Annotated in this window: 19 protein-coding genes; 6 read left to right on the plus strand and 13 right to left on the minus strand. The window is 72.5% G+C overall.

Translation table 11 applies throughout. The features are described from left to right. Positions 1-343: 343 nt before the first annotated feature. The 6 genes from ACFV3R_RS33150 to ACFV3R_RS33175 all read right to left on the minus strand — a co-directional run bounded on the left by ACFV3R_RS33150 (position 344) and on the right by ACFV3R_RS33175 (position 8041). Complete coding sequence (locus tag ACFV3R_RS33150) at positions 344-2065, minus strand: type VI secretion protein (RefSeq protein ID WP_385590898.1); 1722 nt, start codon at positions 2063-2065, stop codon at positions 344-346. 15 nt (positions 2066-2080) lie between these two features. Continuing rightward, a complete protein-coding gene (locus ACFV3R_RS33155) occupies positions 2081-3505 on the minus strand; it encodes an ATP-binding protein (RefSeq protein ID WP_385590928.1) in 1425 nt (474 codons plus the stop codon). Positions 3506-3532: 27 nt separating this feature from the next. Then, positions 3533-5092, minus strand: coding sequence for an SCO6880 family protein (locus ACFV3R_RS33160; protein ID WP_385590900.1), 1560 nt, complete (start codon positions 5090-5092; stop codon positions 3533-3535). Next, positions 5089-6408 (minus strand): hypothetical protein, encoded by a 1320-nt coding sequence (locus ACFV3R_RS33165; protein WP_385590902.1) that lies wholly within the window; start codon positions 6406-6408, stop codon positions 5089-5091. The genes ACFV3R_RS33160 and ACFV3R_RS33165 overlap by 4 nt, the downstream gene beginning before the upstream one ends. Further along, positions 6398-7246, minus strand: coding sequence for a hypothetical protein (locus tag ACFV3R_RS33170; RefSeq protein WP_385590904.1), 849 nt, complete (start codon positions 7244-7246; stop codon positions 6398-6400). The genes ACFV3R_RS33165 and ACFV3R_RS33170 overlap by 11 nt, the downstream gene beginning before the upstream one ends. 486 nt (positions 7247-7732) lie before the next feature. Beyond that, a complete protein-coding gene (locus ACFV3R_RS33175) occupies positions 7733-8041 on the minus strand; it encodes a hypothetical protein (RefSeq protein WP_385590930.1) in 309 nt (102 codons plus the stop codon). A gap of 711 nt (positions 8042-8752) precedes the next feature. Between ACFV3R_RS33175 and ACFV3R_RS33180 the strand changes: the two genes are divergently transcribed. Further along, complete coding sequence (locus ACFV3R_RS33180) at positions 8753-9772, plus strand: NlpC/P60 family protein (protein ID WP_385590932.1); 1020 nt, start codon at positions 8753-8755, stop codon at positions 9770-9772. A 291-nt stretch (positions 9773-10063) separates the two neighbouring features. Beyond that, on the plus strand, positions 10064-10963 hold the full coding sequence (locus tag ACFV3R_RS33185; protein WP_385590906.1) for a phosphatase PAP2 family protein: 900 nt from the start codon (positions 10064-10066) through the stop codon (positions 10961-10963). A 98-nt stretch (positions 10964-11061) separates the two neighbouring features. Here the strand turns inward: ACFV3R_RS33185 and ACFV3R_RS33190 are convergent, their stop codons facing one another. Continuing rightward, on the minus strand, positions 11062-12669 hold the full coding sequence (locus tag ACFV3R_RS33190; protein ID WP_385590934.1) for an FAD-binding oxidoreductase: 1608 nt from the start codon (positions 12667-12669) through the stop codon (positions 11062-11064). Positions 12670-12847: 178 nt separating this feature from the next. Further along, positions 12848-13165, minus strand: a complete 318-nt coding sequence (locus ACFV3R_RS33195; RefSeq protein ID WP_385590908.1) for a hypothetical protein — start codon at positions 13163-13165, stop codon at positions 12848-12850. A 372-nt stretch (positions 13166-13537) separates the two neighbouring features. Here ACFV3R_RS33195 and ACFV3R_RS33200 point away from each other — a divergent pair, with 372 nt between their 5' ends. Together ACFV3R_RS33200 and ACFV3R_RS33205 are read left to right on the plus strand one after the other, a co-directional pair. After that, complete coding sequence (locus tag ACFV3R_RS33200; protein WP_385590910.1) at positions 13538-14404, plus strand: hypothetical protein; 867 nt, start codon at positions 13538-13540, stop codon at positions 14402-14404. Between the two features lie 227 nt (positions 14405-14631). Beyond that, the gene (locus ACFV3R_RS33205) at positions 14632-14916 is read left to right on the plus strand and encodes a hypothetical protein (RefSeq protein ID WP_385590912.1); all 285 of its coding nucleotides are present in this window, start codon (positions 14632-14634) and stop codon (positions 14914-14916) included. 59 nt (positions 14917-14975) lie between these two features. Here ACFV3R_RS33205 and ACFV3R_RS33210 read toward each other — a convergent pair whose 3' ends face one another. Then, positions 14976-15365: a metal-sensitive transcriptional regulator gene (locus tag ACFV3R_RS33210; protein ID WP_385590914.1), complete on the minus strand. Its 390-nt coding sequence runs from the start codon at positions 15363-15365 to the stop codon at positions 14976-14978. A 192-nt stretch (positions 15366-15557) separates the two neighbouring features. Here ACFV3R_RS33210 and ACFV3R_RS33215 point away from each other — a divergent pair, with 192 nt between their 5' ends. Together ACFV3R_RS33215 and ACFV3R_RS33220 are read left to right on the plus strand one after the other, a co-directional pair. Continuing rightward, positions 15558-16178, plus strand: a complete 621-nt coding sequence (locus tag ACFV3R_RS33215; RefSeq protein WP_385590916.1) for a DUF47 domain-containing protein — start codon at positions 15558-15560, stop codon at positions 16176-16178. Between the two features lie 8 nt (positions 16179-16186). Next, the gene (locus ACFV3R_RS33220) at positions 16187-17185 is read left to right on the plus strand and encodes an anion permease (RefSeq protein ID WP_385590918.1); all 999 of its coding nucleotides are present in this window, start codon (positions 16187-16189) and stop codon (positions 17183-17185) included. 178 nt (positions 17186-17363) lie between these two features. On the opposite strand, the gene pstB is transcribed toward ACFV3R_RS33220, so the two are convergent. The 4 genes from pstB to pstS form a co-directional block, all read right to left on the minus strand. Beyond that, positions 17364-18140: a phosphate ABC transporter ATP-binding protein PstB gene (pstB, locus tag ACFV3R_RS33225; protein WP_385590920.1), complete on the minus strand. Its 777-nt coding sequence runs from the start codon at positions 18138-18140 to the stop codon at positions 17364-17366. 149 nt (positions 18141-18289) lie between these two features. Continuing rightward, positions 18290-19372 carry a phosphate ABC transporter permease PstA gene (gene pstA / locus ACFV3R_RS33230; protein ID WP_385590922.1) on the minus strand — a complete coding sequence of 361 codons (1083 nt, stop codon included), beginning with the start codon at positions 19370-19372 and terminating at the stop codon, positions 18290-18292. Then, complete coding sequence (gene pstC, locus ACFV3R_RS33235; protein WP_385590924.1) at positions 19369-20358, minus strand: phosphate ABC transporter permease subunit PstC; 990 nt, start codon at positions 20356-20358, stop codon at positions 19369-19371. Before pstC ends, pstA begins: the two co-directional genes overlap by 4 nt. Before the next feature lie 120 nt (positions 20359-20478). Beyond that, a complete protein-coding gene (gene pstS, locus ACFV3R_RS33240) occupies positions 20479-21603 on the minus strand; it encodes a phosphate ABC transporter substrate-binding protein PstS (RefSeq protein WP_385590926.1) in 1125 nt (374 codons plus the stop codon). Between the last annotated feature and the right edge of the window lie 655 nt (positions 21604-22258).

Here is a 22258-nt window from a genome sequence, read left to right on the forward strand (position 1 = left end):
GAGAGTAGGTCGCCGCCGAACAATTTTTGATGGGGGAGCCCCGCACCGTTGGTGCGGGGCTTTCCTGCGTTCAGGACCCGACGCGGTGGTCGGCGTCGGTCGATGATGTGCGAGGGGTACGGGGAGCAGTGGCCGGGCTCCCAGGGGAGTGGCGCGAGTGCGCGGGCCTGGGGGTGCGTGCCGCTCTTCCCGTTCGTCCTCGTGCCGACCACGCGGGTTCAGGGCTTCGCCAGGGTTCGGGTTCGCCGCGGGGCCGGGGCTTTCTGGACGGCTCGTCACGTAGACGGATCGGCTCTCGGCTGTGCGGTTCAGCGTGTTGCCGGGCTGCCTTGCGGATGTGGACTCACCAGGGTTGGGGTGCCTGGGGCCAGCGGGCGAGGCGCTGTTCGGGGGATCGCAGCGTGGCGAGGGTCAGGAGACCGCGTGTGGGGCCGGCGTCCAGGAGTTCGGGGAGCGCGGGAAGTGGCGCGAGCGCTGCGATGTCGTGGAGGACCAGGGTGAGTGGTGGGTCGAGCCGACCGTCAGATGACCGTTCGGCCATGCGGCGGCCGTGCTCGACCACGTACGAGAGGAGCGCGGTGAACAGCGGCATCGCGCTCGGTGTGGTGCGCGGGTCCTCCACGGGCTCGCCCACTAGATACAGTGTGCCCCCTTCGGCGAGAAATGAACCGAGTGCGAGGGTGTCTGCTCTCAACGGGCTGACGGCGTCCCGGATGTGAACCGACGACAGCGGGGCCAGGCAGTGCCGGACGAGCCTGAGTGCCGTGTCCCGGCGTTCCGCGTAGGCGGTGAGGACCGACTCCAGCTCGCCGGCCTGGCCTGCGGCGGCACCGGGGTGGGTGCGCAGGACGCGTACCGGCTCCTGGGCTGCTCCCACGGTGTTGGCCCAGCGGTGCAACTGCCGGAAGGGGCGGCCTTCCAGGGCAGCCGCGTGCAGCCAGCACCGCAGGATCACCTCGGCGGCGTCGGCGTCCGCGGAGTCCCTGCGCGCCGGCGGCCGGACGGGGGCCAGGAGGGCGGCGGCGCGGGCGGTCGCTGTTGCCAGGGCCTCGCAGCCCTCGGTCGGTGACCACCGCAACCGGGCGGGGGTGTCCAGCAGGTGCAGCGGGTCGTGGACCAGGACGGGGCCGAGCTTGGCGCGGGCGTCCTTCGACTCCCGCCACACGGCAGGGTCGGTCGAGGCCACCACGAGGGGGCCGTCGGCGGCGGCAGCGGTGGCCAGTGCCAGGTCGACCGCCTCCCGCCGGCCCAGGCCGTAGTGGAGGGCGGGGAGCGAGGGCAGGGCGGAGGCCAGCCGTCCCGGCGGGAGGGGCGTCAGCGGTGCCGGTGCGGTCGGGTCGGTCGGCCTGCCCGGCGCGAGCGGTGGGCCGTCCAGAGCTAGTCCGGTGTGGGGACGGGCGGGGACGGGAGATGCGGTTTCCGGACGGTGGCGCGGGTCGGGGGTGTGGGCCGTCTGCGGTGGCCCGTCCGCGGCGGTTTCCGCGGGTAGGGGGGCCGGGCCGTGCTCGACGTCCTGTGGGGACTTGGAGAGGGCGGGCGAGGGGCGTGACGCGGCGGTCGGGCCCGGGGCCGGCTCCGTGTCGGGCCGGGGAGAGCCGGCCTCCGAGGGGAGCCTGCCGTGTGAGGTCCCGGCGGTCGCGGCGGGGGCCTGCGGCGAGCGGAGAGCGGCACGGCGGCGGGCGCGCACGGCGCGGTAGCGGGTGGCGGTGCCGAGGAGGAAGACGGTCACCACGAAGAGGACCATCAGTTCGCTCAGGAAGACGCCCCAGAACAGGCCGTACCCGGGCAGTGCGCGGGCGGGGGCGTCGGGCCAGGCTGCGGCCAGGTCGTGCGGGTCGGTGACCAGGTGCCGCATGGCGCCGGGGGTGTGGGTGAAGCCCAGGCCGGTGGGCCAGGCGCCGTGGGAGAGGAGGGCGGAGAGGCCGGTCGCCAGCCAGACCAGGACGGTCAGCCCCAGCAGCAGCACCAGGCCGCCGACGAGGAGGGCGTCCGGGACGCCGCGCTCGCGTTGTGGCGCCGGTCCGCGTCCGCTGCCCGCCCCGTAGCCCCGCTCCCCCTGCACCATGCCACGCTCCTCAGGTCACGCCACCGTCTCGCCGGCCTCGGCCCTCAGCCGCCTGGCCAGCGCCATCGCCTCGGCCCGGGCCTCCGCTTCGGCGTCGGCGACCCGGGCCAGGTCCATCGCCTCCCCCGAGTGGTCGACGGACGCCTCCGTCATGGCGCGGTCGGTGTAGACCAGGGGGCGCTCGGCCTCGGTGATCAGGTGTTTGACGACCTGGACGTTGCCGTTGACGTCCCACACGGCGATGCCCGGGGTGAGGGTCGGGATGATCTCGACTGCCCAGCGGGGCAGGCCCAGGACACGCCCGGTGGCGCGCGCCTCGTCGGCCTTCTGCGCGTACACGGTCCGGGTGGAGGCCATCTTGAGGATGGCGGCGGCCTCCTTGGCGGCGGCGCCGTCCACGACGTCGCTGAGGTGGTGGACGACCGCGACGAACGACAGGCCCAGTCGGCGGCCGAACTTCAGCAGCCGTTGGAAGAGCTGCGCCACGAAGGGCGAGTTGATGATGTGCCACGCCTCCTCGACCAGGAAGATGCGCTTCTTGCGGTCGGGGCGGATCCAGGTGTGTTCCAGCCACACGCCGACGATGGCCATGAGGATGGGCATCGCGATGGAGTTGCGGTCGATGTGGGAGAGGTCGAAGACGATCAGTGGTGCGTCGAGGTCGATGCCGGCGGTCGTCGGGCCGTCGAACATGCCGCGCAGGTCGCCGTCGACGAGCCGGTCCAGGACCAGGGCGACGTCCAGGCCCCAGGCGCGGACGTCGTCCAGCGCCACGTTCATGGCCTCCGCCGACTCCGCTTCGGGGTGGCGCAGCTGCTCGACGATGTCGGTGAGGACGGGCTGGCGGTGGGTGATGGTCGCGTTGACGTAGGCGTGCGCGACCTTCAGGGCGAAACCGGAACGCTCGTCCAGGCCGCGTCCCATGGCGACCTCGATGATGGTCCGCAGCAGGGCGAGCTGACCCGTGGTGGTGATGGACGGGTCGAGCGGGTTGAGGCGGATGCCGCCGTGCCGGGCCGAGGTCGGGTCGAGGCGGATGGGGGTTATGCCGAGCTGCTCGGCGATGAGGTTCCACTCGCCGACGCCGTCCTCGCCCTGCGCGTCCAGTACGACGACCTGGCGGTCGCGGAAGCGGAGTTGGCGCAGCACGTAGGTCTTCTCCAGCGCCGACTTGCCGTTGCCGGACTCGCCGAGCACCAGCCAGTGCGGGGCCGGGAGCTGCTGGCCGTAGAGCTGGAAGGGGTCGTAGACGTAGCCCTTGCCGCTGTAGACCTCGCGTCCGATGATCACACCGGAGTCGCCGAGGCCGGGGGCGGCGGTGGGCAGGTACACGGCCTGCGCCTGGCCGGTGGAGGTGCGCACCGGCAGGCGGCCGGTCTCCACCTTGCCGAACAGGAAACTGGTGAAGGCGTCGGTGAGCGCCGCGATCGGGTCGAGCATGGCCATGCGTACACGCCTCCCAGCGGGTTAACGGCGGATGCCGGTCGCGAACGGCAGGGTGTTGACGAAGGCGCGGTGGTGTTCGCGGTCGCACCACTCCAGCTTCAGGTAGGACTTGCCGGCCGAGGCGCGGATGGTGCGCTTGTCGCGGGCCAGCGCCTCCGGGGAGCGGGAGGAGACGGTGAGGTAGCCGACGAGGTTGACGCCCGCGGCGCCCGAGGCGAGGTCCTCGCCCCGCTGGTCGACGCGGCCGTGGTGGGCCACGTCCCGCGGGTCGACGACCCGGTTCATCTTCGCGGCGCGGGACGCCTCCGCGTCGTCGTTGGTCTTCTCCGTCAGCATCCGTTCGATGGCGACCTCGGTGGGTTCGAGGTCCATGGTGACGGCGACGGTGCGGATGACGTCGGGGGTGTGGACGAGCAGCGGAGCCAGGAAGTTGACGCCGACCGGCGTCAGCGGCCACTCCTTGACCCACGCGGTGGCGTGGCACCAGGGGGCGCGGGTCGCCGACTCGCGGGTCTTGGCCTGGAGGTAGGTGGCCTCGGTGGCGTCGAGCTCGGCGGGCCAGGCGTTGCGGCGGCTCATGGCCTGGATGTGGTCGATGGGGTGGTCCGGGTCGTACATGGAGTGGATGAGCGAGGAGACCCGGGCCTGGCCCAGCGGCTGGCGGACCCGGATGTCGGCCTCGGCGAGGCGGGCGCAGATGTCGGTGAGCTCGCGCGCCATGACGACGGCCAGACCCGCGTCGCGGTCGATGCGGCGACCGAACAGTCCGCGCTGGGTGGCGATGGCGCGCGCCATGGTCTGCGCCTCGGCCGCCAGCTCGCGGGTGAAGTGCATGCAGGCCACGAGGTAGGCGCGGTGCTGCTCGGAGGAGGTGGAGACCATCGACTGGAGCTGGTCGTAGGAGTCCTTGAGCCAGTCGGGGGCGTTGCGGTCGCCGCGCTGCGCGACGTCCTTGGCGTGGGCGTCGGGGTCGGCGGGAAGGGTGCGGGCCAGCATCTGGAGGCGGGTGACGAAGCCGTCGCCGTTGGCCACGTGCTTGAGGAGGGTGCCGAAGCGGTCGACGAGCGCCTCCTGGTCCTCGCTGTCGCGCAGGCCGACACCCGGACCCTCGATCTCGATGGCTGCGGTGACGGTGCGGCGGTCGGCGTGGAGGAGGACGGCGATCTCGTCGGGGCCGAAGGGGGCGGCGAGCCAGGTGATGCGGCCGACGCCCGGCGGGGTGCCGATCTCGACCTCGCGTCCGTCGAGGCGGACGCCGGCCTCCGGGGCGGCACTGCGGTAGGTGGCGCCCTGTCGACGGATGCGCCGGAAACTGCGGTTGATCTCGAACCACCTGTAGAACGTGCGGCCGCGGTAGGGGAGGTACACGACGGCGAGAGCGAGCGCGGGGAAGCCGGACAGCGTGACGATGCGCAGCGGCAGGACGGGGACCAGCAGGCCGCACATCATGCCGACGAAGGCACCCAGGATGATGATGCCGATCTCGCCCGTCTCGCGGTTCTTGCCGATGATCGCGTTGGGGCGGGCGCGGCCGATGAGGTAGGTGCGGCGGGGCGTGAGAGCGGGGGAGGGTGAGGTCACCTTCCGTCACCTCCTGCGGTCCTGCCCGAGCGGGCGCTGCCGGTGCCACCGGGGTGGCCGGTGGGGCTGGAGCCCGAGCCGGAGCCCGGGGCCGAGCGGGGGGCGGGCGGCGCCGGGGTCGTCCCGCCGCGGGAGCCGTGGGCGGACATGCCGCCGGAGACCGCGTCCGAGGTGCGGGCCGGCGTGGCGGCGCTCTGGGGCCGCTCGGAGCCGCCCTGGCCGCGGGCGCTGTGGGCCTGGATGCCCTGCGAGACGAGGGCGGCCGGCGAGGAGATGACCGCGGCGGCGCGACTGCCCTCGGTGGACTGCTTCTTGTTGGCGCGGGCCGAGGCGATCTCGTCGCCGAAGCCGGGCACGAACCGGTAGATCATGGCGCTGGCGAAGATGGCGAGCAGGATGATGGCCAGGCCCGAGACGACCGCACCGATCGAGTCGGGCCCGTCGTCGCCGGAGAGCGCCCCGGCGATGCCCAGGACGATCACGATGATGGGCTTCACCATGATCACGGCGATCATGATGCCGGCCCAGCGCCGCACGTGGCCCCACATGTTCTTGTCGACCAGGCCCGCGTAGACGACGACGCCCAGCAGTGCGCCCACGTACAGCAGCGCGGCCCGGATGACGAGTTCGAGCAGCAGGACACCGGCGGCGAGCACCGACACCAGCGAGACGATGATCAGCATGATGGGCCCGCCGCCGATGCCCGTGCCCTTCTGCAGGGCCTGCGAGAAGCCGCCGAAGAACTGGTCGGTGTGGGCGCCCGAGGCCTGCGAGATGACGTTGGTGACGCCGTCCGTGGCCGAGACCACCACGTAGAGCACCAGGGGCGTGAAGGCGGACGCCAGGACGGTGAGCCAGAGGAACCCGACGGCCTCGCTGATCGCCTCCGTCAACGGCACCCCGCGCACCGCCCGCTTGGCGACCGCCAGTAGCCACAGCACCAGGGTGAGGATGGCGGAGGCGGCGAAGACGATGGCGTACTGCTTGCGGAAGAGCGGGTTGGTGAAGTCGACGTTGGACGTGGACTGGACGATGTCGGAGAGCGCGTTGATGACGGCGGTGGCCGCCTTGGCGCAGCCCTGGGCGAGGGAGGAGAGGGGGTCCAGGGGGTTGCCACCGGTGAGGCCGGAGGTGCCGGGGGAGGTTTTGTGGCCGCCTTGGCAGTAGTCACGGGCAGGGCCGTGGATGAGGTCGCAGGGGTTGCTGGAAGGCGAGGGAGCGGCGAGGGCCCGACCGGCCGACAAAAGTACGAGGGTCGGCAGAGGGAGCGCCAGGGTGCCCAATGCCCGGACGGAGAGCAGGGGTTTAGCGGGCATAGGTGAAACCTCCGAAACCCTGCACAGCGCCGGCGATCTCGCCGGCGCCCGACGCTCGTTCGTCCCCGTTCACAGGAGCCGGGCCGTCCTTCTGGGAGTGGCTGACGACCTTCCAGTCCTTGCCGGTGTAAGTGAGCTTCATGGTGATGGTGAACCAGTTGCTGCTCACTGGTTTGGTGGAGCCTTCGCCTGCCAATCCGAGCAGGCCGGTACACCAGACTTCGACCGTCGCATTGGACGAGTTGTAGCTGGTCGCTTTTGTTCCCGCCGGGACTGTGCGCGAGACGAAGGTCTGGCCTGCGGACGCTTTCCCATCGTCGTTGAGTCCGATGTTTTTGAAGAAGGCCGGAGAGTACGCCCGGTCCAAGTCGTCCTCGTATGCAGACACCACGGACGGGGCCATCACGGCGCGGAGGATCTCGTGCCGTTTGGCGCGGTCGAACATGTCGGCAGAGCCCAACGCCACCGCATAATTGGCCGCCGCGGACTGTGCTCCCTGTTCCGTTCTGGCGTAGCCGGAGGCTATGGCGCCGTTGCCGCCCTGGACCGGTTTGACGCCGGTGGGGGCGGTGGAGCGGCTGGTGGGGGAGGTGTTGTCGGAGCGGTCGTCGGAGGAGCCGCCGCGGTTGGCGAAGGCGATCGCGGCGATGAGGAGGACGACGACGCCGACGATCATGACGACGTTGCGGCCGGGCAGGCCGGAGCGGGGGCGGCGGGCGGTGCCGTAGCCGTCCTGTTCGCCCTCGGGCAGGCGGAGGCGGGTGCGGCCGCGGCGGGGCTCCTCGCCGTAGCCGTCGTCGTACCGGTCCTCGTACCGGTCGTCGTCTCCGAAACTCATCGTGCCTGTGCCCCCTCAACCGGCTTCCCAGCCGACTTGGCCTTCCTGGTCGTGCGTGTGCCACTCGTATATGACGGTAGCCGTGTGGGAGGCGGCGCGGGCCGAGTGGTACGACTCGATCTCACCGTGACACGGCCTCAGGAGGCGGACCGGAGCACCGCACGGGGGTTCGGGGGCACGTGGGGCGCAGAGGGTGCCGTACCCGGCCCGCGCGCGGTGTGCCGGGACGCGTCCGAGCGCCTCGCCGTGACCCCTCCACGATGCCCTGCCTCCCCGGAGTGCTCTGTCCTTCGCTGCCCGGGGCCCCCTCCCCGCCGTCCGCCGCCGCTGCCGGGACCCGAGGGCCCCGGCCGTCCGGCGGCCCTGCCGTCCTGCCCGTCGTCCTGCGGGGCGCCGGTCGCCGGGCCAGCGGATCGCGGGCGCACCGACCGACGCCATCTGACGGAGCATCAGAATGGCGCACCGGGGGGAATGGTTCCCCTCCCGTCACACCGCCATGCCGTACACGATGGTGAAGACGGTGCCGAGGGAGCCGATGATGAAGACGCCGGTGAGGCCGGCGACGATCAGGCCCTTGCCCTGTTCGGCGCTGAAGGTGTCGCGCAGTGCGGTCGCGCCGATGCGCTGCTTGGCGGCGCCCCAGATGGCGATGGCCAGGCAGAGCAGGATGGCGACGGCCATGACGACCTCGATCATCACCTTCGCCTCGTTGCCCAGGGATCCGAACGGGCCCCAGTCCGGGGCGATTCCGCCGATGATGGTGGTGATGTCGCCCTTGTCGGCCGCAATGTACATGTGTGAACTCACCGCCCCTTATGGGTCCTTGTGCGTCGCCCGGGCCGGAGCGGCGCGGGGCGTGCTTCCATCTTCGCCGAAGACGTCGGGGTGTCGGTGACGACCTGGCGGCAAAACCGCGACGGATCGCGCCGATGTGCCGGGTCGACCGCGCTGTCGGCCGTGCATCGCGACGAGTTGTCACCGTGTGTATCACGACCGGTCACTCTCGGCAACGCCGATGCCGGGTCGCGGTGCTTGCCGTGGACGTGGGGCGCTTTGTCCGGGCCGGTCGCGCGGCGAGGTGTTGCCGGGGTGGTGTGCTCGGGGAGGGCCGGGTGTGCCGCGGCGTGGGGTGGGCGGGGTGGCGGGCGCCGGGCGAAGTCGCGGGGCGGGCGCGGCATGGCGGTCCTCGGTGGTGCTCGACGTCGGTGAGGCCCGGGACGCCGGACGTGGTCCCGTTCCGCCCGCCGCCCGCTGACGGCGTGCCGGGCGGGTCCACGTCGTGCCCCGGGTGCGTACGGCTCCATTGAGACGCGCTGGGGCACCTCGGGTCAACAGGCGTCCGCTGTGTGATGCAACGTCACACTGTGGAGGCCGGACGGGATATGAGATGCGCCACCCCAGGCTCCCCCGCAACCCCGTGAGCAACGGCCTGTGGCGGCCGGAAAGCGTCGCCGGGGCGGGCGGCACCCGGAAAAGAGGGCGGAAGAGGAGATGGACGCCGCCTGGATGGGGGACGCTTGGGGGGTGCGCAGAGTGTGGGTGGTGGTCGTTCTCAGCTTCGGCGGGGTGCTGAGCTTCCTCGCGCTGCTCGTCGTCGGTACCTACAGTGCCGCGGCGAACCTCACGCGGAACGGGACGTCCGTGGCGCTGGCGAAGGGCGCGGTGCCGGCGGCCTACCAGAACCTGGTGCAGAAGTGGGGCACGCTGTGCGACGCGTTGAGCCCGGCGCTGCTCGCCGCGCAGCTCTACCAGGAGAGCGGTTGGAACCCCCGGGCCCGCAGCGCCGCCGCGGCCGAGGGCATCGCCCAGTTCATCCCCGGCACCTGGCAGACGCACGGCGTCGACGGCAACGGGGACGGCAAGCGGGACGTGTGGGACCCGGACGACGCCATTCCGTCCGCCGCCTCCTACGACTGCGAACTGGCGAAGTACGTCAAGGACGTGCCGGGCGACCCGACGGCGAACATGCTCGCCGCCTACAACGCCGGGGCCTACCGCGTCATCAGGGCGGGTGGCGTTCCGGCCATCAGCGAGACGCAGAACTACGTCAAGGTCATCACCACGCTCTCCAAGAGCTTCGCCGCGCCGACCGGTCCGGTGGCGCCCTCCCAGCAGGCCGCCGGGGCCATCTACTACGCGCAGGAGAAGCTCGGCACGCCGTACCTGTGGGGTGGCAACGGCACCGCGGCGCAGGGCGGCCGGTTCGACTGCTCGGGGTTGACGAAGGCGGCGTACCACTCGGTGGGCATCGAACTGCCGCGGGTGGCCAACGACCAGTGGAACGCGGGCCCGCACCCGGCGCGGAGTGCGCTGCTCCCCGGCGACCTCGTCTTCTTCGCCAACAACCTCGACGATCCGCGGACCATCCACCACGTGGGCATCTACGTCGGGGGCGGCTACATGATCAACGCCCCCTACACCGGGGCGGTCATCCGGTTCGACAAGATCGACTCGGCGGACTACATCGGGGCGACCCGGGTGACGGCCGAGGGGGCCGAGGCGCTGCCGACCTCCGGCGGGGTGTGAGCAGCGATGACCGAGAACCGACCTCGGCCGGGTGTCGCAGGGTGACGCTTGGATAACGTCTGCGTGATCATCCGATGGAGAGCGGAACGCGGCGCCCCGGAAGGGCGTTTCCTGGACGGGGGACCGGTACCCGCCCGCGGGTTCCGGGACCCGGACGGTGTCGTGCGCGCAGCGCGCCGGTGCCGGCCGCCGCGGACGTGGTGGTGCGGTCCGCCGCACACCGTCCGGCCATCACGGGGGTGCACAGACGTAGGGCGCACGCGCTCGTGAAAGGTGAAGGGGCCGCGGCACATGTCTGCACTCGCGCTGGACGGTTCGAACCCCGACCTCGGTCTGTTGGAGTGGCTCAACCAACTGGCGCGTGACGCTCCGGGCCGGCTCGACGCGGTGGTGCGCGCGGCCGGTGACTACGGGGTGCTGGTCCTCCTCTTCCTCGTGCTGGGCGCCGTGTGGTGGGTGGTGAGGCGGCGGGACGAGGCGCCGGCCGCGGTGGCCTCGCTGGTGTGGGCGCTGGCGGGGGCCGGGGTGGCGGTGCTCGCCAACATCCCCATCCGGGAGTTCGTTGCCAGGCCGCGACCGTACCGGTCCCATCCGGGGCTGACGGTGCTGGCGGACGGTGACCACGCCTTCTCCTTCGTCAGCGACCACGCGACGGCGGCCATGGCGATCGGCGTAGGACTGTTCATGGTGCGGCGCAGCTGGGGCCTGGTCGGGGTGGGCCTGGCGGTGGTGCAGGGGCTGTGCCAGGTCTACCTGGGTGCGCACTACCCGACGGACGTGATCGGCGGTTACGCGCTGGGTGCCGCCACGGTGCTGCTGCTCTCCTCGCCCGCGCAGGCGGTACTGGTGCCGCTGTGCCGGCGGCTGGCCGCCACCCGGCTGGGAGGGCTGGTGCGGGCCGGTGGCAAGCAGGTTTCTCCGTACGCCGGGGGCGCGGTGGTCGTGGCCGCGGCGGGTACCGGGCCGGATGCGGACGGCGGGCCTGCGGACGGGCCGGTGGGCGCGGCGGGCCGCACCGGGGTGGACGCCCTCGACCTGGACGGTCCGGACGGGTGGGAAGCCCTGGAGGGACTGGACGGCCTGGCGGACCTCGACGGCCTGGAGGGCCTGGCGGGGGCGGACGGGCCCGGCCGGGCCGGCGGCAGGGGCGGGGCGGGCAGTGAGGGCGGCCCGGACGGTCTCGCGGCCTGACGCACCCTCGGCGCCGGGGTGACCCCGGGGGCAGGGCGCAGTCGGCCCCGGGACCGGTGGTGCTGCGGAGCGGTGCTCGGCGCGGGAGCGGTGGCGGTTCAGAGGGCCTGGGCGAAGGAGCGGAACAGGCCGTCCGGGTCGTAGGACCGCTTGACGTCCGCCAACCGGTCGGCGGCCGGGCCGTAGTACTCCGCGCGCCAGTCCTTCAGCCCCGCGTCCGCGTAGTTCTGGTAGGCGCCGGAGGCCGCTCGCTGCATCGCCCGGTGCACGTCGGACAGCCATGCCGAGGCGGCGGCCGACGAGCCGGACTGCGGCCAGGAGGCCAGGTACTGCGCCAGGAACCGGGCGCGCCGGTGGACGAAGGCGGTGTCGGTGACCCCCACCCGGCCCACGGCGCCGCCGAGCGCCGTGAGGGCCACGTCGCCGTTGACCCCGCGCCGCGCCGCCGCCTCGACCTGCCCCTGCAGGGCGCCCGCGGCGGCGGAGTCCAGGGAGCGGTCGAAGAAGTGCGAGCGGGCCGCGTAGGTCTCGCGCGCCAGCCGGCCGGCCGCCTCGCGGCCCGGGAGGGAGCCCGGCAGGTGGCACTGGGCCAGGTCGTCGGAGGAGCAGCCCGCGTAGGACTCCATGGCGCGCAGGTACGGGGTGGGGCGGAGGGAGACGGAGGAGGCGGGGCCGGGGCCGCCGGCGCGGTCGGCGAGCCGGTCCACGGCGTTCTGCAGGTCCCCGTAGGTGCCCAGGGAGAAGGCCGCCACCGACACGGTGGGCGAGCCGCTGCCGGCGGTCAGGTGGCAGGAGGACCAGATCTCGTCGGCCTGTGTGGGGCCCCACTCCTGCCAGGAGCGCAGCACCGCGCCGGCGCGCGACCAGGGCCAGGTCAGGTAGGCGGTGACACCGTCGGGGGCGGGGTGGGTGCGCAGCCGCAGCGAGGTGACGACGCCGAAGTTGCCGTTGCCGGCGCCGCGCAGCGCCCAGAAGAGGTCGGAGTGGCGGCCGCGGTCACACTCCAGGGTGCGTCCGTCGGCGGTGACCAGGGTCGCGCCGACCAGGTTGTCGCAGGTCAGGCCGTAGGCGCGGGAGGTGACGCCGTGGCCGCCGCCCAGGGTGAGCCCGGAGACGCCCACGGTCGGGCATGAGCCGGCGGGAACGGTGACCCCGTGCCGGTCCAGCCCGGTGTAGAGCTCCATCAGCCGCGTGCCGGCCCCGACGGTGACGGTGCCGCGGGAGGGGGCGGCCACCGTGTTGAGCGCCGAGACGTCCACGACCAGGCGTCCGTCGCCGCTGGAGAAGCCCGCGTAGGAGTGGCCGCCGGAGCGTATCGCCACGGGCACGGCGTGGCGGCGGGCGAAGGCGAGGCAGGTGGCGACGTCCTCGGGATGCTGGACGTAGGCGAGCGCCGCGGGGCGGAGGGTGTCGAAGCGGGTGTTGTAGAGGCGGCGGGCGGTGGCGTAGCGGGCGTCGGAGGGACGTATGAGGCTGCCGTCGAGGTCGCGGGCGAGCGCGGCCCAGGAGGCCTTGTCGGCCGGCGGTGCCGAGGAGGGCGGGGCGCTCGCGGTGGCGGAGGGCCGGTGGGCGGTGGCCGAGGTGTTCGCGGCCGAGGACGTGCGGCCCGGGGCGGGGGCCTTGTCCGGGCCGCCGCAGGCTGCCGCCCAGGGCAGGACCGTCGCGGCCGTGGCGCCGGCGGCCCGCAGTGCGGTGCGGCGCCTCATCGTGCGCCTGGCGGTGGGCTCGCGCATGGTCTCTCCCCTCCCGGCCCGGACCTGTGGGGCGGGCCTCGCCGGCCGGCGGACACTCGTCACCGGGTGGTGGACGCTACCGCCGGGTGGGTGCGCCCTGGTGTACCGGGGGTCCCCCTACCCAGATGCGGCTCAGCGCACGGCGGTTCCCTTACCCGGTGTTCGCCGCCCGGTGCTGCTCGGCGTCGGTGCGGGCCTGGGAGCGGGCGCGCCGCGCCGGGCCGGCCCAACCGCAGGCGCAGCGGGCGAAGCTGAAGGAGCCGCGCTCGGCGAGGGCGACCCGGTGCGCGAGGCCCTCGGGGTGCGCGCCGGGGGCGGGCCCGGTGGTGCCGCCCTCGGTGGGGGTGGGGCGGGGGGTGTCCGCCGTCGCCTCGCCGGCATCGGTCGCGGGGGTGGTCGCGGGGGTGGGGGGAGCGGCGGCTTCGGGGGCCGCCGCGGCACGTCGCAGGCGCGGCAGACGGGGTGTCACGCCGCCACGCTACGCCGCCCGGGGCGTGACGGGCCCGGCGGAACGTCGTTGAACCGGGCGGTCGGGGAGTCACTGCGGGTCGGGCGTGCGGCCGGCCGGTGGCCGGTGCCGGGCCGTCTCGCGGGCGGTGCCCGGGGAGGCGGCGCGGGCCCCGGGGCTTCCCGCGCGTCGGACGCGGCCGGGACCGGCCGGAGGGGACTCGTGGCGATGGACAGGCGTGACGGACGCGACGGGGGCGCGCGCACGGCGCGGAGCGCCTCGCCGCCGGGCCGGTGGGAGCCGAGGGGTGTGCCTTGGCCGGTGTGGGCCGCGGGTGCGGCCCGGGGCCGGCGGGGCAGCGGCCGGCCGGCGGTCGTGGCCGCCGTGTGCGGGGTGAGCCTGCTGGCCGGGGCGCTGGTGGGCGGTTGCTCGACGGAGGGGGCGGTGGCCGACGACGGGCCGCCCGCCGCACGCGCGAGTGCCGGGCGGGAGGGGGCGACGGCGGCGGTGCGGGGCAGCGCGGACGCCCTGGTGCGTGCCGGGAGTTCCCGGGTGCGCACGACGATGGAGACCGTCAGCGGCGGGACGCGGGTGGCGATCAGAGGCACCGGGGTCTTCGACTACGGCACCGGTCGCGGCCGGCTGGAGCTGGTGCTTCCGGAGCCCGCGGAGGCGGGCACGGACGGGGGCCGGCCCATCACCGAGGTGTTCGTGCCGGGTGCCCTGTACATGAAGAACCGTGGTGCCGGCGTCCCGGCGGACAAGTGGGTGCGGATCGACACCGGCGGTCTGACCGACGGCAACTTCGTCACCGGTGGCGCCACCGACCCGCTGTCGGCGGCCGAGCTGCTGCGGGGCGCCCGTGAGGTGAGGCTGCTGGGGGAGGAGAGGCTGGACGGTGTGGCGGTGCGTCACTACCGCGGCACCGCCGACTTCGCGGCGGCGGCCCGTGCGGTGCCGGCGGCGAGGGCGGAGGCGGGTGCGGGCCGGGACGCGGCGGTGCGGGCGTCCCACGCCCGGGCGGCGTTGACGGCCGCGGCGAAGGGCTTCAGCGGGGACGGTGTCACCTTCGACGTCTATCTCGACCGTGCGGGACGGCTGCGCAAGGCCGAGGAGCACTTCGTTTTCGTCAACGGCACGCCCGGCGGTTCCCGGGTGACCTCGACGACCGTGCTCGCCGGGTTCGGGACGCCGGTCCACGTGACGCTGCCCGATCCGGCGGACCTGTACGCGGGCGAGATCGAGTCCCCCGGCGGCTGAGGTCGCACGGCGTCGCCGGAGAGGCACGGCGCACGGGTGCGGGTGTGCGCCGGTGGTCGCGCCGGTCGGTGCGGTGGCGGCCGAGGGCGGGTCGGGTGGCTCGGGAAATGACCCATACGTGCCATGCGCCGCGCGTGCGCCCCTCCCTACGCTGGGGAGAGGTCGCCGCAGCCGCGCCCGCCGGACGGGTTGCGGCGCGCAGGTGTGCCCCGGGAGGAGGTGTCGGCGTGGCCGAGCAGCGCAACGCGATGGTGCAGGACCACGTGGCCCTGTTCGAGATCGACCTCACGGCGGAGTTGATGATCGCCGCTGCTGCCGCCGAGGAGGAGCGGTTGAGCGCGGCGCGCATAGACGAACTCCTTGAGGTGTCGGTGGACCGCGGGGAGCGGCGGCGGTGCGAGAACCCCCGCGCCCGGGCGGAGCCGGACCAGGCCCGGCGGGGGTGCGCCGTCCAGGGTCCGAACCAGCAGCACCGGGGTGCGGCTCAGGGCCTTTCTTTCGGATCCTGCTGATCCAGCCTGCTCCAGCGCGCAGAGGCCCTGGCGGTGGGTGGCCGACCGCAGAGGCGGGGTCAGGTGCGCAGCATGCGCTCGACGGCGCGGGTGGCCTCGCTCACCTTCTCGTCGATCGCCTCGGGGCCCTTGGCGGCGGCGTCGGCGACGCAGTGCCGCAGGTGTTCCTCCAGGAGTTGCAGCCCGAAGGACTGCAGGCCCTTGGTGCTCGCGGAGACCTGGGTGAGGATGTCGATGCAGTACACGTCCTCCTCCAGCATCCGTTGCAGGCCGCGGATCTGGCCCTCGATGCGGCGGAGGCGCTTGAGGTGGGCTGCCTTGTGATGCGCGTAACCATGGATGCCGAGGTCGTGGTCGGTGACGACCTGGTCCTCACCCTGCGGCGGGGTGTCGCTGCGGGACGTGAGGGAAGGCTCGGTTCCGGCTGTGTCGGCGTCCCTGGCACTCATGGGCATCTCCCCTGGTCATAGGCCCGCCATATACCCCTACCCGGTATATGGTACCGAATGTCGCGTTACGTACGGCACCCCGTGCCGTCGACGGTGCCCGATGGGCGACACTGAAGGAACGCCGGTTAGCCGTGGCCGGATGATGCGCCTAGCATCAACTCGACCGAATCCGATGCACCCCGAGGATTTCACGTGCGTTTTCGTCTGACCCCCAGGGAGACGAGCTTCTACGACATGTTCGCCGCATCCGCGGACAACATCGTCACGGGCTCGAAACTCCTCATGGAACTGCTCGGGGCGGACGCCTCCGCACGAGCTGAGATCTCCGAGCGGATGAGGGCGGCTGAGCACGCGGGGGACGACGCCACCCACGCGATCTTCCACCAGCTGAACTCCTCCTTCATCACGCCCTTCGACCGCGAGGACATCTACAACCTCGCCTCGTCGCTGGACGACATCATGGACTTCATGGAGGAGGCCGTCGACCTGGTCGTCCTCTACAACATCGAGGAGCTGCCCAAGGGCGTCGACCAGCAGATCGAGGTGCTCGCACGGGCCGCGGAACTCACCGCGGAGGCCATGCCGAACCTGCGGACCATGGCCAACCTCACCGAGTACTGGATCGAGGTCAACCGGCTGGAGAACCAGGCGGACCAGATCCACCGCAAGCTGCTGGCCCACCTCTTCAACGGCAAGTACGACGCCATCGAGGTGCTCAAGCTCAAGCAGATCGTCGACATCCTCGAAGAGGCCGCGGACGCCTTCGAACACGTCGCCAACACCGTCGAGACCATCGCGGTCAAGGAGTCCTGAGCGTCGGCATGGACACGTTCGCGCTCATCGTGACCATCCTGGTCGCGCTCGGCTTCACCTATACCAACGGCTTCCACGACTCCGCGAACGCCATCGCCACCTCGGTCTCCACGCGGGCGCTGACCCCGCGGGCGGCACTGGCGATGGCCGCGGTGATGAACCTGGCGGGCGCCTTCATCGGCAACGGCGTCGCCGAGACAGTCAGCAAGGGCCTCATCGTCACGCCGACCGGCGGCCAGGGGATGATGATCCTCTTCTCCGGCCTGGTCGGGGCGATCGTCTGGAACATGGTCACCTGGTACTTCGGCCTCCCCTCGTCCTCCTCGCACGCCCTGTTCGGCGGCCTGGTCGGCGCGGCGCTCGCCGGGTCCGACACGGTCTACTGGACGGGCGTCTGGGAGAAGATCGTCCTGCCGATGTTCCTCTCGCCGGTGGTCGGGCTGATCGTCGGCTACTTCGTGATGGTCGTCATCCTCTGGCTCTTCAAGGGCTCCAACCCGCACAAGGCCAAGCGCGGCTTCCGCATCGCGCAGACCGTCTCGGCCGCCGGCATGGCGCTCGGCCACGGCCTGCAGGACGCGCAGAAGACCATGGGCGTGGTGGTGATGGCGCTGACCATCGGCGGGGTGCAGAGCTCCCACGACCCCATCCCGGTGTGGGTGAAGTTCGTGTGCGCCCTCTTCCTCTCGCTGGGCACCTACGCGGGCGGCTGGCGCATCATGCGCACCCTCGGCCGCAAGATCATCGAGCTGGACCCGCCGCAGGGCTTCGCCGCCGAGGCGACCGGTGCGTCGATCATGTTCACCACCGCCTACCTCTTCAAGGCGCCGATCTCCACCACCCACGTCATCACCTCCGCGATCATGGGTGTGGGGGCGACCAAGCGGATCAGCGCGGTCCGCTGGGGCGTGGCCAAGAACATCGTCATCGGCTGGTTCATCACCATGCCGGCCGCGGGACTGGTCGCCGCGCTCTGCTACTGGCTGGTGAACCTGGCCTTCGGCTGACGCTCCTCGTGCATCGGGAACGTGAACGGGCCCGCCCCCTGCGAGGGGGCGGGCCCGTGTCCGTACGGTGGCACCGCCATGCAGCACCGTACGCGGGGGACGCGGGAGCCGGCGGAGGAGAACCCCGGGCCCCCGGTCGGTCGGGGAGACGGCCCGGTGGGGCCGTCCTCGTGGTCTCTCAGCCGAAGCGGCCGGAGATGTAGTCCTCGGTCGCCTGTACCGAGGGGTTGGAGAAGATCCGCTCGGTGTCGTCGATCTCGACGAGCTTGCCGGGCTTGCCGACGGCCGCCAGGTTGAAGAAGGCGGTGCGCTCCGAGACCCGCGCCGCCTGCTGCATGTTGTGGGTGACGATGACGATCGTGAACTGCTCCTTCAGCTCGCCGATGAGGTCCTCGACGGCGAGCGTGGAGATCGGGTCGAGCGCCGAGCAGGGCTCGTCCATGAGCAGGACCTGCGGCTGGACGGCGATGGCGCGGGCGATGCACAGGCGCTGCTGCTGACCGCCGGAGAGGCCGGCGCCGGGCCGGTTCAGGCGGTCCTTGACCTCGTTCCACAGGTTGGCGCCGCGCAGCGACCGCTCGACGACCTCGGTCAGCTCCGACTTCTTGCGGGTGCCGTTCAGGCGCAGGCCCGCCGCCACGTTGTCGAAGATCGACATGGTGGGGAAGGGGTTGGGGCGCTGGAAGACCATGCCGACGGTGCGGCGCACGGCGACCGGGTCCACGCCCTGGCCGTAGAGGTCCTCGTCGTCCAGGAGCACCTTCCCCTCGACGCGCCCGCCGGGGGTGACCTCGTGCATGCGGTTCAGGGTGCGCAGGAAGGTGGACTTGCCGCAGCCGGACGGGCCGATGAAGGCGGTCACGGAGCGGGGTTCGATGGACATGGAGATGTCGTCGATGGCCTTGTGGGCGCCGTAGTAGGCGGACAGACCGGAGACGTCGATGCGCTTGGCCATGGGATCACTGCTTCTCTCGTTCGGCTGCCGCGGGGCGGAACCGTCAGGTCGTGGGGCGGCCGGGCCGGGCCGCCGGGGGTGCGGGCGGGCGCGCCGTCCGCGGGGTGCCGGGGCCGGGCGGCCGCGGGGTGCCGCGGCGGCCCGGCCGCTCACCGGCCGGTCTTCGGGGCCTTCCACCGGGCGATGCCCCGGGCCAGGAGGTTGAGGACCATCACGAAGAGGATCAGGACGAGGGCCGCGGCCCAGGCACGGGCCTGCGTGGTGTCCGTCCCCAGCGCGTACTGCTGGTAGACGAAGAGCGGCAGGGACTGCTGGGGGGCGTGGAAGGGGTCGTTGTTGATGACCTTGTCGCCGAAGACCAGCAGCAGGACGGGTGCCGTCTCGCCGGCGATGCGGGCGATCGCCAGCATCACGCCGGTGGTGATGCCGCCCACCGAGGTCGGCAGCACGACCTTCAGGATGGTGCGCCACCGCGGGACGCCGAGGGCGTAGGAGGCCTCGCGCAAGTCACCGGGCACGAGCTTGAGCATCTCCTCGGTGGAGCGCACCACCACCGGCGTCATGAGGATCGCCAGCGCCAGGGACCCGGCGAAGCCGAACGGCTGGAGGTGCAGCATCAGGAAGACGATGGAGCCGATGAACAGGCCGGCGACGATGGAGGGGATGCCGGTCATGACGTCGACGAAGAACGTCACCGCGCGCGCCAGCCGGCCGCGGCCGTACTCGACGAGGTAGATGGCGGTGAACAGGCCGATGGGCACCGCCACGACGGTGGCCAGGCCCACCTGCTCCAGGCTGCCGATGATGGCGTGGTAGATGCCGCCGCCGGGGAGCTGGTCGGGCAGGGTGCCCATCGAGTGGCTGAGGAAGTAGCCGTTGAGCAGCGTGTGGCCGCGGGCGACGGTCTCCCACAGCAGGGAGAGCAGCGGCACCACCGCGAGCAGGAACGCCACCCAGATCACCGCGGTGGCCAGGCGGTCCTTCGCCTTGCGGCCGCCCTCGACCAGCGTGGCGACGACGGTGGTCAGCAGCAGGAAGAACACTGCCGCCAGCAGCCCCCACTGCACGTGGCTGGTCAGGCCCGCGACCGCACCGAGGGCGCAGCCCACGATCACCGAGGCGGCGGCGAAGGCGGGGACGGCCCAGCGCGGCAGGTGCGCGCGGCGCAGCCGGGGGGTGGGTGCCGGGGCGGGCTCGGCCGTGGTGGTGCGGTCGGTCAGGACGTCGCTCATGCGGTGGCCCCCGAGTACTCCTTGCGGCGGGCGATGATCCAGCGGGCGCCCGCGTTGACCAGCAGGGTGATCACGAACAGCACGAGGCCGGAGGCGATGAGCGCGTCCTGGCCCGCGGCGTCCGCCTCGTTGAACTTGGCGGCGATGTTCTGCGCGAAGGTGCCACCGCCGGGGTTGAGCAGGCTCGCGCCGAGACGGAAGTTGGGGGAGAGCACGGTGGCCACGGCCATGGTCTCGCCGAGTGCGCGGCCCAGCCCCAGCATGGAGGCGCTGATGATGCCGGAGCGGCCGAAGGGCAGCACCGAGGTCCTGATGACCTCCCAGCGGGTGGCGCCCAGGGCGAGGGCAGCCTCCTCGTGGGCCTTGGGCACCTGGAGGAAGACCTCGCGGCTGACGCTGGTGACGATCGGCAGGATCATGATGGCCAGCAGGATGCTCACCGTGAACAGCGAGCGGGGTGCGCCGCCGTCGTAGGTGAAGATGCCCGTCCAGCCGAAGTAGGTGCCGAGCCAGGAGTAGAGGCCCGTCAGGTGCGGCACCAGGAACAGCGCCCCCCACAGGCCGTAGATGATGCTGGGCACCGCGGCCAGCAGGTCGATGACGTAGCCGAGCGGCGCGGCGAGGCGGCGCGGGGTGTAGTGCGAGATGAACAGGGCGATGCCGACGGCGACGGGCACCGCGATGACCATGGCGATGACGGAGGAGACGATCGTTCCGAACGCCAGGACGGCGATGCCGAAGCGGGGTTCGGCGCCGCCGGCGTTCCACTCGAAGGTGGTGAGGAAGTCGGCCTTGTCGTCCGCGATGGCGACGGCGGAGCGGTAGGCCAGGAAGACGGCGATCGCCACCATGACCAGCAGCAGGAGGATGCCGGAGCCCCGGGAGAGCCCGAGGAAGACCCGGTCGCCCGTGCGGACGGACCGGCCCGCGATGGCCGAACCGGTCGGTGGCGGTGGTGGGTTGGTGGTGGAGGGGGAGGCAGTCATGAGGTCTCCGGTCTGCGGGACGTGAGGCCCGGTCGCGCGGACCGGCTCGTTCCCTTGAGGCGCGGCGGTGCACCGGAGGGCCGCGGCCCGGGAGAGGCGTCCCGGGCCGCGGCCCGCTGGTCAGGAGAGGGAGCCGATGGTGGTGCGGACCTTCTTCGCGATCTCGTCGGGCAGCGGCGCGTAGCCGTTCTTCGCGAGGACGGCCTGGCCCTCCTCGCCGGCGATGTAGGTGAGGAAGGACTTGGTGGCGGCCAGCGTCTCGGCCTTGTTGCCCTTGTCGCAGGCGATCTCGTAGGTGACCAGGGTGATCGGGTAGGCGCCCGCGGCCTTGGTGGTGTAGTTCAGTTCGAGGGCGAGGTCGTCGCCCTTCCCGGCCACCTTCGCGTCGGCGATCATCTTGGAGGCGTTCTCCGAGGTCGCCTTGACCGGGGTGCCGGCGCCGGTGTCGATGGCGACGGTGTCGGTCTTGTCGGTGGTGGCGTAGGACAGCTCGTAGTACGAGATCGCGCCGGCGGTCTGCTTGACCTGCTGGGCCAGGTTGGCGGAGCCGTTGGCCGCCTGCCCGCCGGTGGCCTCCCACTTCTTGCCACCCTCGTACTTCCAGTCCGAGGGGGCCGTGGCCTTCAGGTACTTGGTGAAGTTGTCGGTGGTGCCGGAGTCGTCGGAGCGGTGGAACGGCTGGATCTTCAGGTCGGGCAGCTTCGCCTTCGGGTTCAGCTTGGCGATCGCCCGGTCGTTCCACTTGGTGATCTTCGAGTCGAAGATCTTCGCCAGGGTCGGGCCGTCCAGGACGAGGTCGTCGACGCCGGGGACGTTGTAGCCGACGGCGATCGGGCCGCCGACCATCGGCAGGTCGATGCCCTGGCCGCCCTTGCACACCGTCTTCGACTTCGCGATCTCCTCCGGCTTCAGGGCGGAGTCGGAGCCGGCGAAGGCGGTGGTGCCCTGGAGGAAGGTGGTCACTCCGGCGCCGGAGCCGGTGCCGGAGTAGTTGATCCGGGTGTCCTTGCAGGCGCCCGAGTAGGCCTGGGTCCACAGGGCCATGGCGTTGGCCTGCGCGGTCGAACCGGAGGCCAGCAGCTTGCCCTTGCCGTCGCACTTGACGTCCGAGGGCGCGCTCGCCGCCTTGCCGCCGCCGGTGGACCCGGCGTCGTCGGAGCCGCACGCCGCCAGGGTCAGGGCACCGGTGACGGCGAGAGCGCCAACGGCGAGGGCGCGAACCCGGTTCTTGCGCTGAAGCTTCACTGTCGGGATTTCCTTCCTGGGCCCGCTGCCTGGTTCCGGCGTGACGGGTGAATGAGTTGACGGGTGCCGAGCGCCGGGGGAGGGCCTGCCCCTCGGCCGTACCGCCGCGCGGTGGTGCGCGTGCGGAACGGGCCGCCCTGGCTCTCGACGGGGACGATTCCGCTGTGATGGCCGCGAAAGGTCCCCGGTAAGGCTGAAATTAGGCAGATCAGATGACGTGGTCGAAGGGGGCGAATGAACGAGCGGTGAACCTCGCCCGTCGAACGGGTGCGCCCCCGGTCCGGTGAGGGCAACGCCGCCGCCACGTCACGGACACGTAAACGGCGTGAGGCTGTGGCCGGGACGCCCGCACCGGCTTCGGTGGTGAGGACCCTCGGCGACAACACCTGTCGCGGCAGGGGTCGTTGTGGCAGCATCCGGGCAAGATCCCGACGACGCACGGCGGTGGCACGACGTCCGGAGGTGGCGGATGGTGAGCGAGTGGGGGCAGCGGGACGGGCTGGGGAGGAGCCGTGGCGCCCGGCCGGCGGGAGGCACGACGGCCCCCGGCAGGGTCGGCCCCGGCCCGGGAGCGCCGGAGCCGGGCGCGGCCCTCGGGGGCGGGCCCGCCGCGGACCGGCGGGGCCGGGGGCGGGGCGCCGGCCCGGGCCGGCCC

This window comes from Streptomyces sp. NPDC059740 (genome assembly GCF_042733155.1).
Taxonomy (GTDB): domain Bacteria; phylum Actinomycetota; class Actinomycetes; order Streptomycetales; family Streptomycetaceae; genus Streptomyces.

Bases quoted from the DNA above. Each gene is read 5' to 3' on its own strand.
- ACFV3R_RS33150 (WP_385590898.1), bottom strand. From the start codon at position 2,065: ATGGTGCAGGGGGAGCGGGGCTACGGGGCGGGCAGCGGACGCGGACCG.
- ACFV3R_RS33155 (WP_385590928.1), bottom strand. From the start codon at position 3,505: ATGCTCGACCCGATCGCGGCGCTCACCGACGCCTTCACCAGTTTCCTG.
- ACFV3R_RS33165 (WP_385590902.1), bottom strand. From the start codon at position 6,408: ATGCCCGCTAAACCCCTGCTCTCCGTCCGGGCATTGGGCACCCTGGCG.
- ACFV3R_RS33170 (WP_385590904.1), bottom strand. From the start codon at position 7,246: ATGAGTTTCGGAGACGACGACCGGTACGAGGACCGGTACGACGACGGC.
- ACFV3R_RS33175 (WP_385590930.1), bottom strand. From the start codon at position 8,041: ATGTACATTGCGGCCGACAAGGGCGACATCACCACCATCATCGGCGGA.
- ACFV3R_RS33180 (WP_385590932.1), top strand. From the start codon at position 8,753: ATGGGGGACGCTTGGGGGGTGCGCAGAGTGTGGGTGGTGGTCGTTCTC.
- ACFV3R_RS33185 (WP_385590906.1), top strand. From the start codon at position 10,064: ATGTCTGCACTCGCGCTGGACGGTTCGAACCCCGACCTCGGTCTGTTG.
- ACFV3R_RS33190 (WP_385590934.1), bottom strand. From the start codon at position 12,669: ATGAGGCGCCGCACCGCACTGCGGGCCGCCGGCGCCACGGCCGCGACG.
- ACFV3R_RS33210 (WP_385590914.1), bottom strand. From the start codon at position 15,365: ATGAGTGCCAGGGACGCCGACACAGCCGGAACCGAGCCTTCCCTCACG.
- ACFV3R_RS33220 (WP_385590918.1), top strand. From the start codon at position 16,187: ATGGACACGTTCGCGCTCATCGTGACCATCCTGGTCGCGCTCGGCTTC.
- pstB (WP_385590920.1), bottom strand. From the start codon at position 18,140: ATGGCCAAGCGCATCGACGTCTCCGGTCTGTCCGCCTACTACGGCGCC.
- pstA (WP_385590922.1), bottom strand. From the start codon at position 19,372: ATGAGCGACGTCCTGACCGACCGCACCACCACGGCCGAGCCCGCCCCG.
- pstC (WP_385590924.1), bottom strand. From the start codon at position 20,358: ATGACTGCCTCCCCCTCCACCACCAACCCACCACCGCCACCGACCGGT.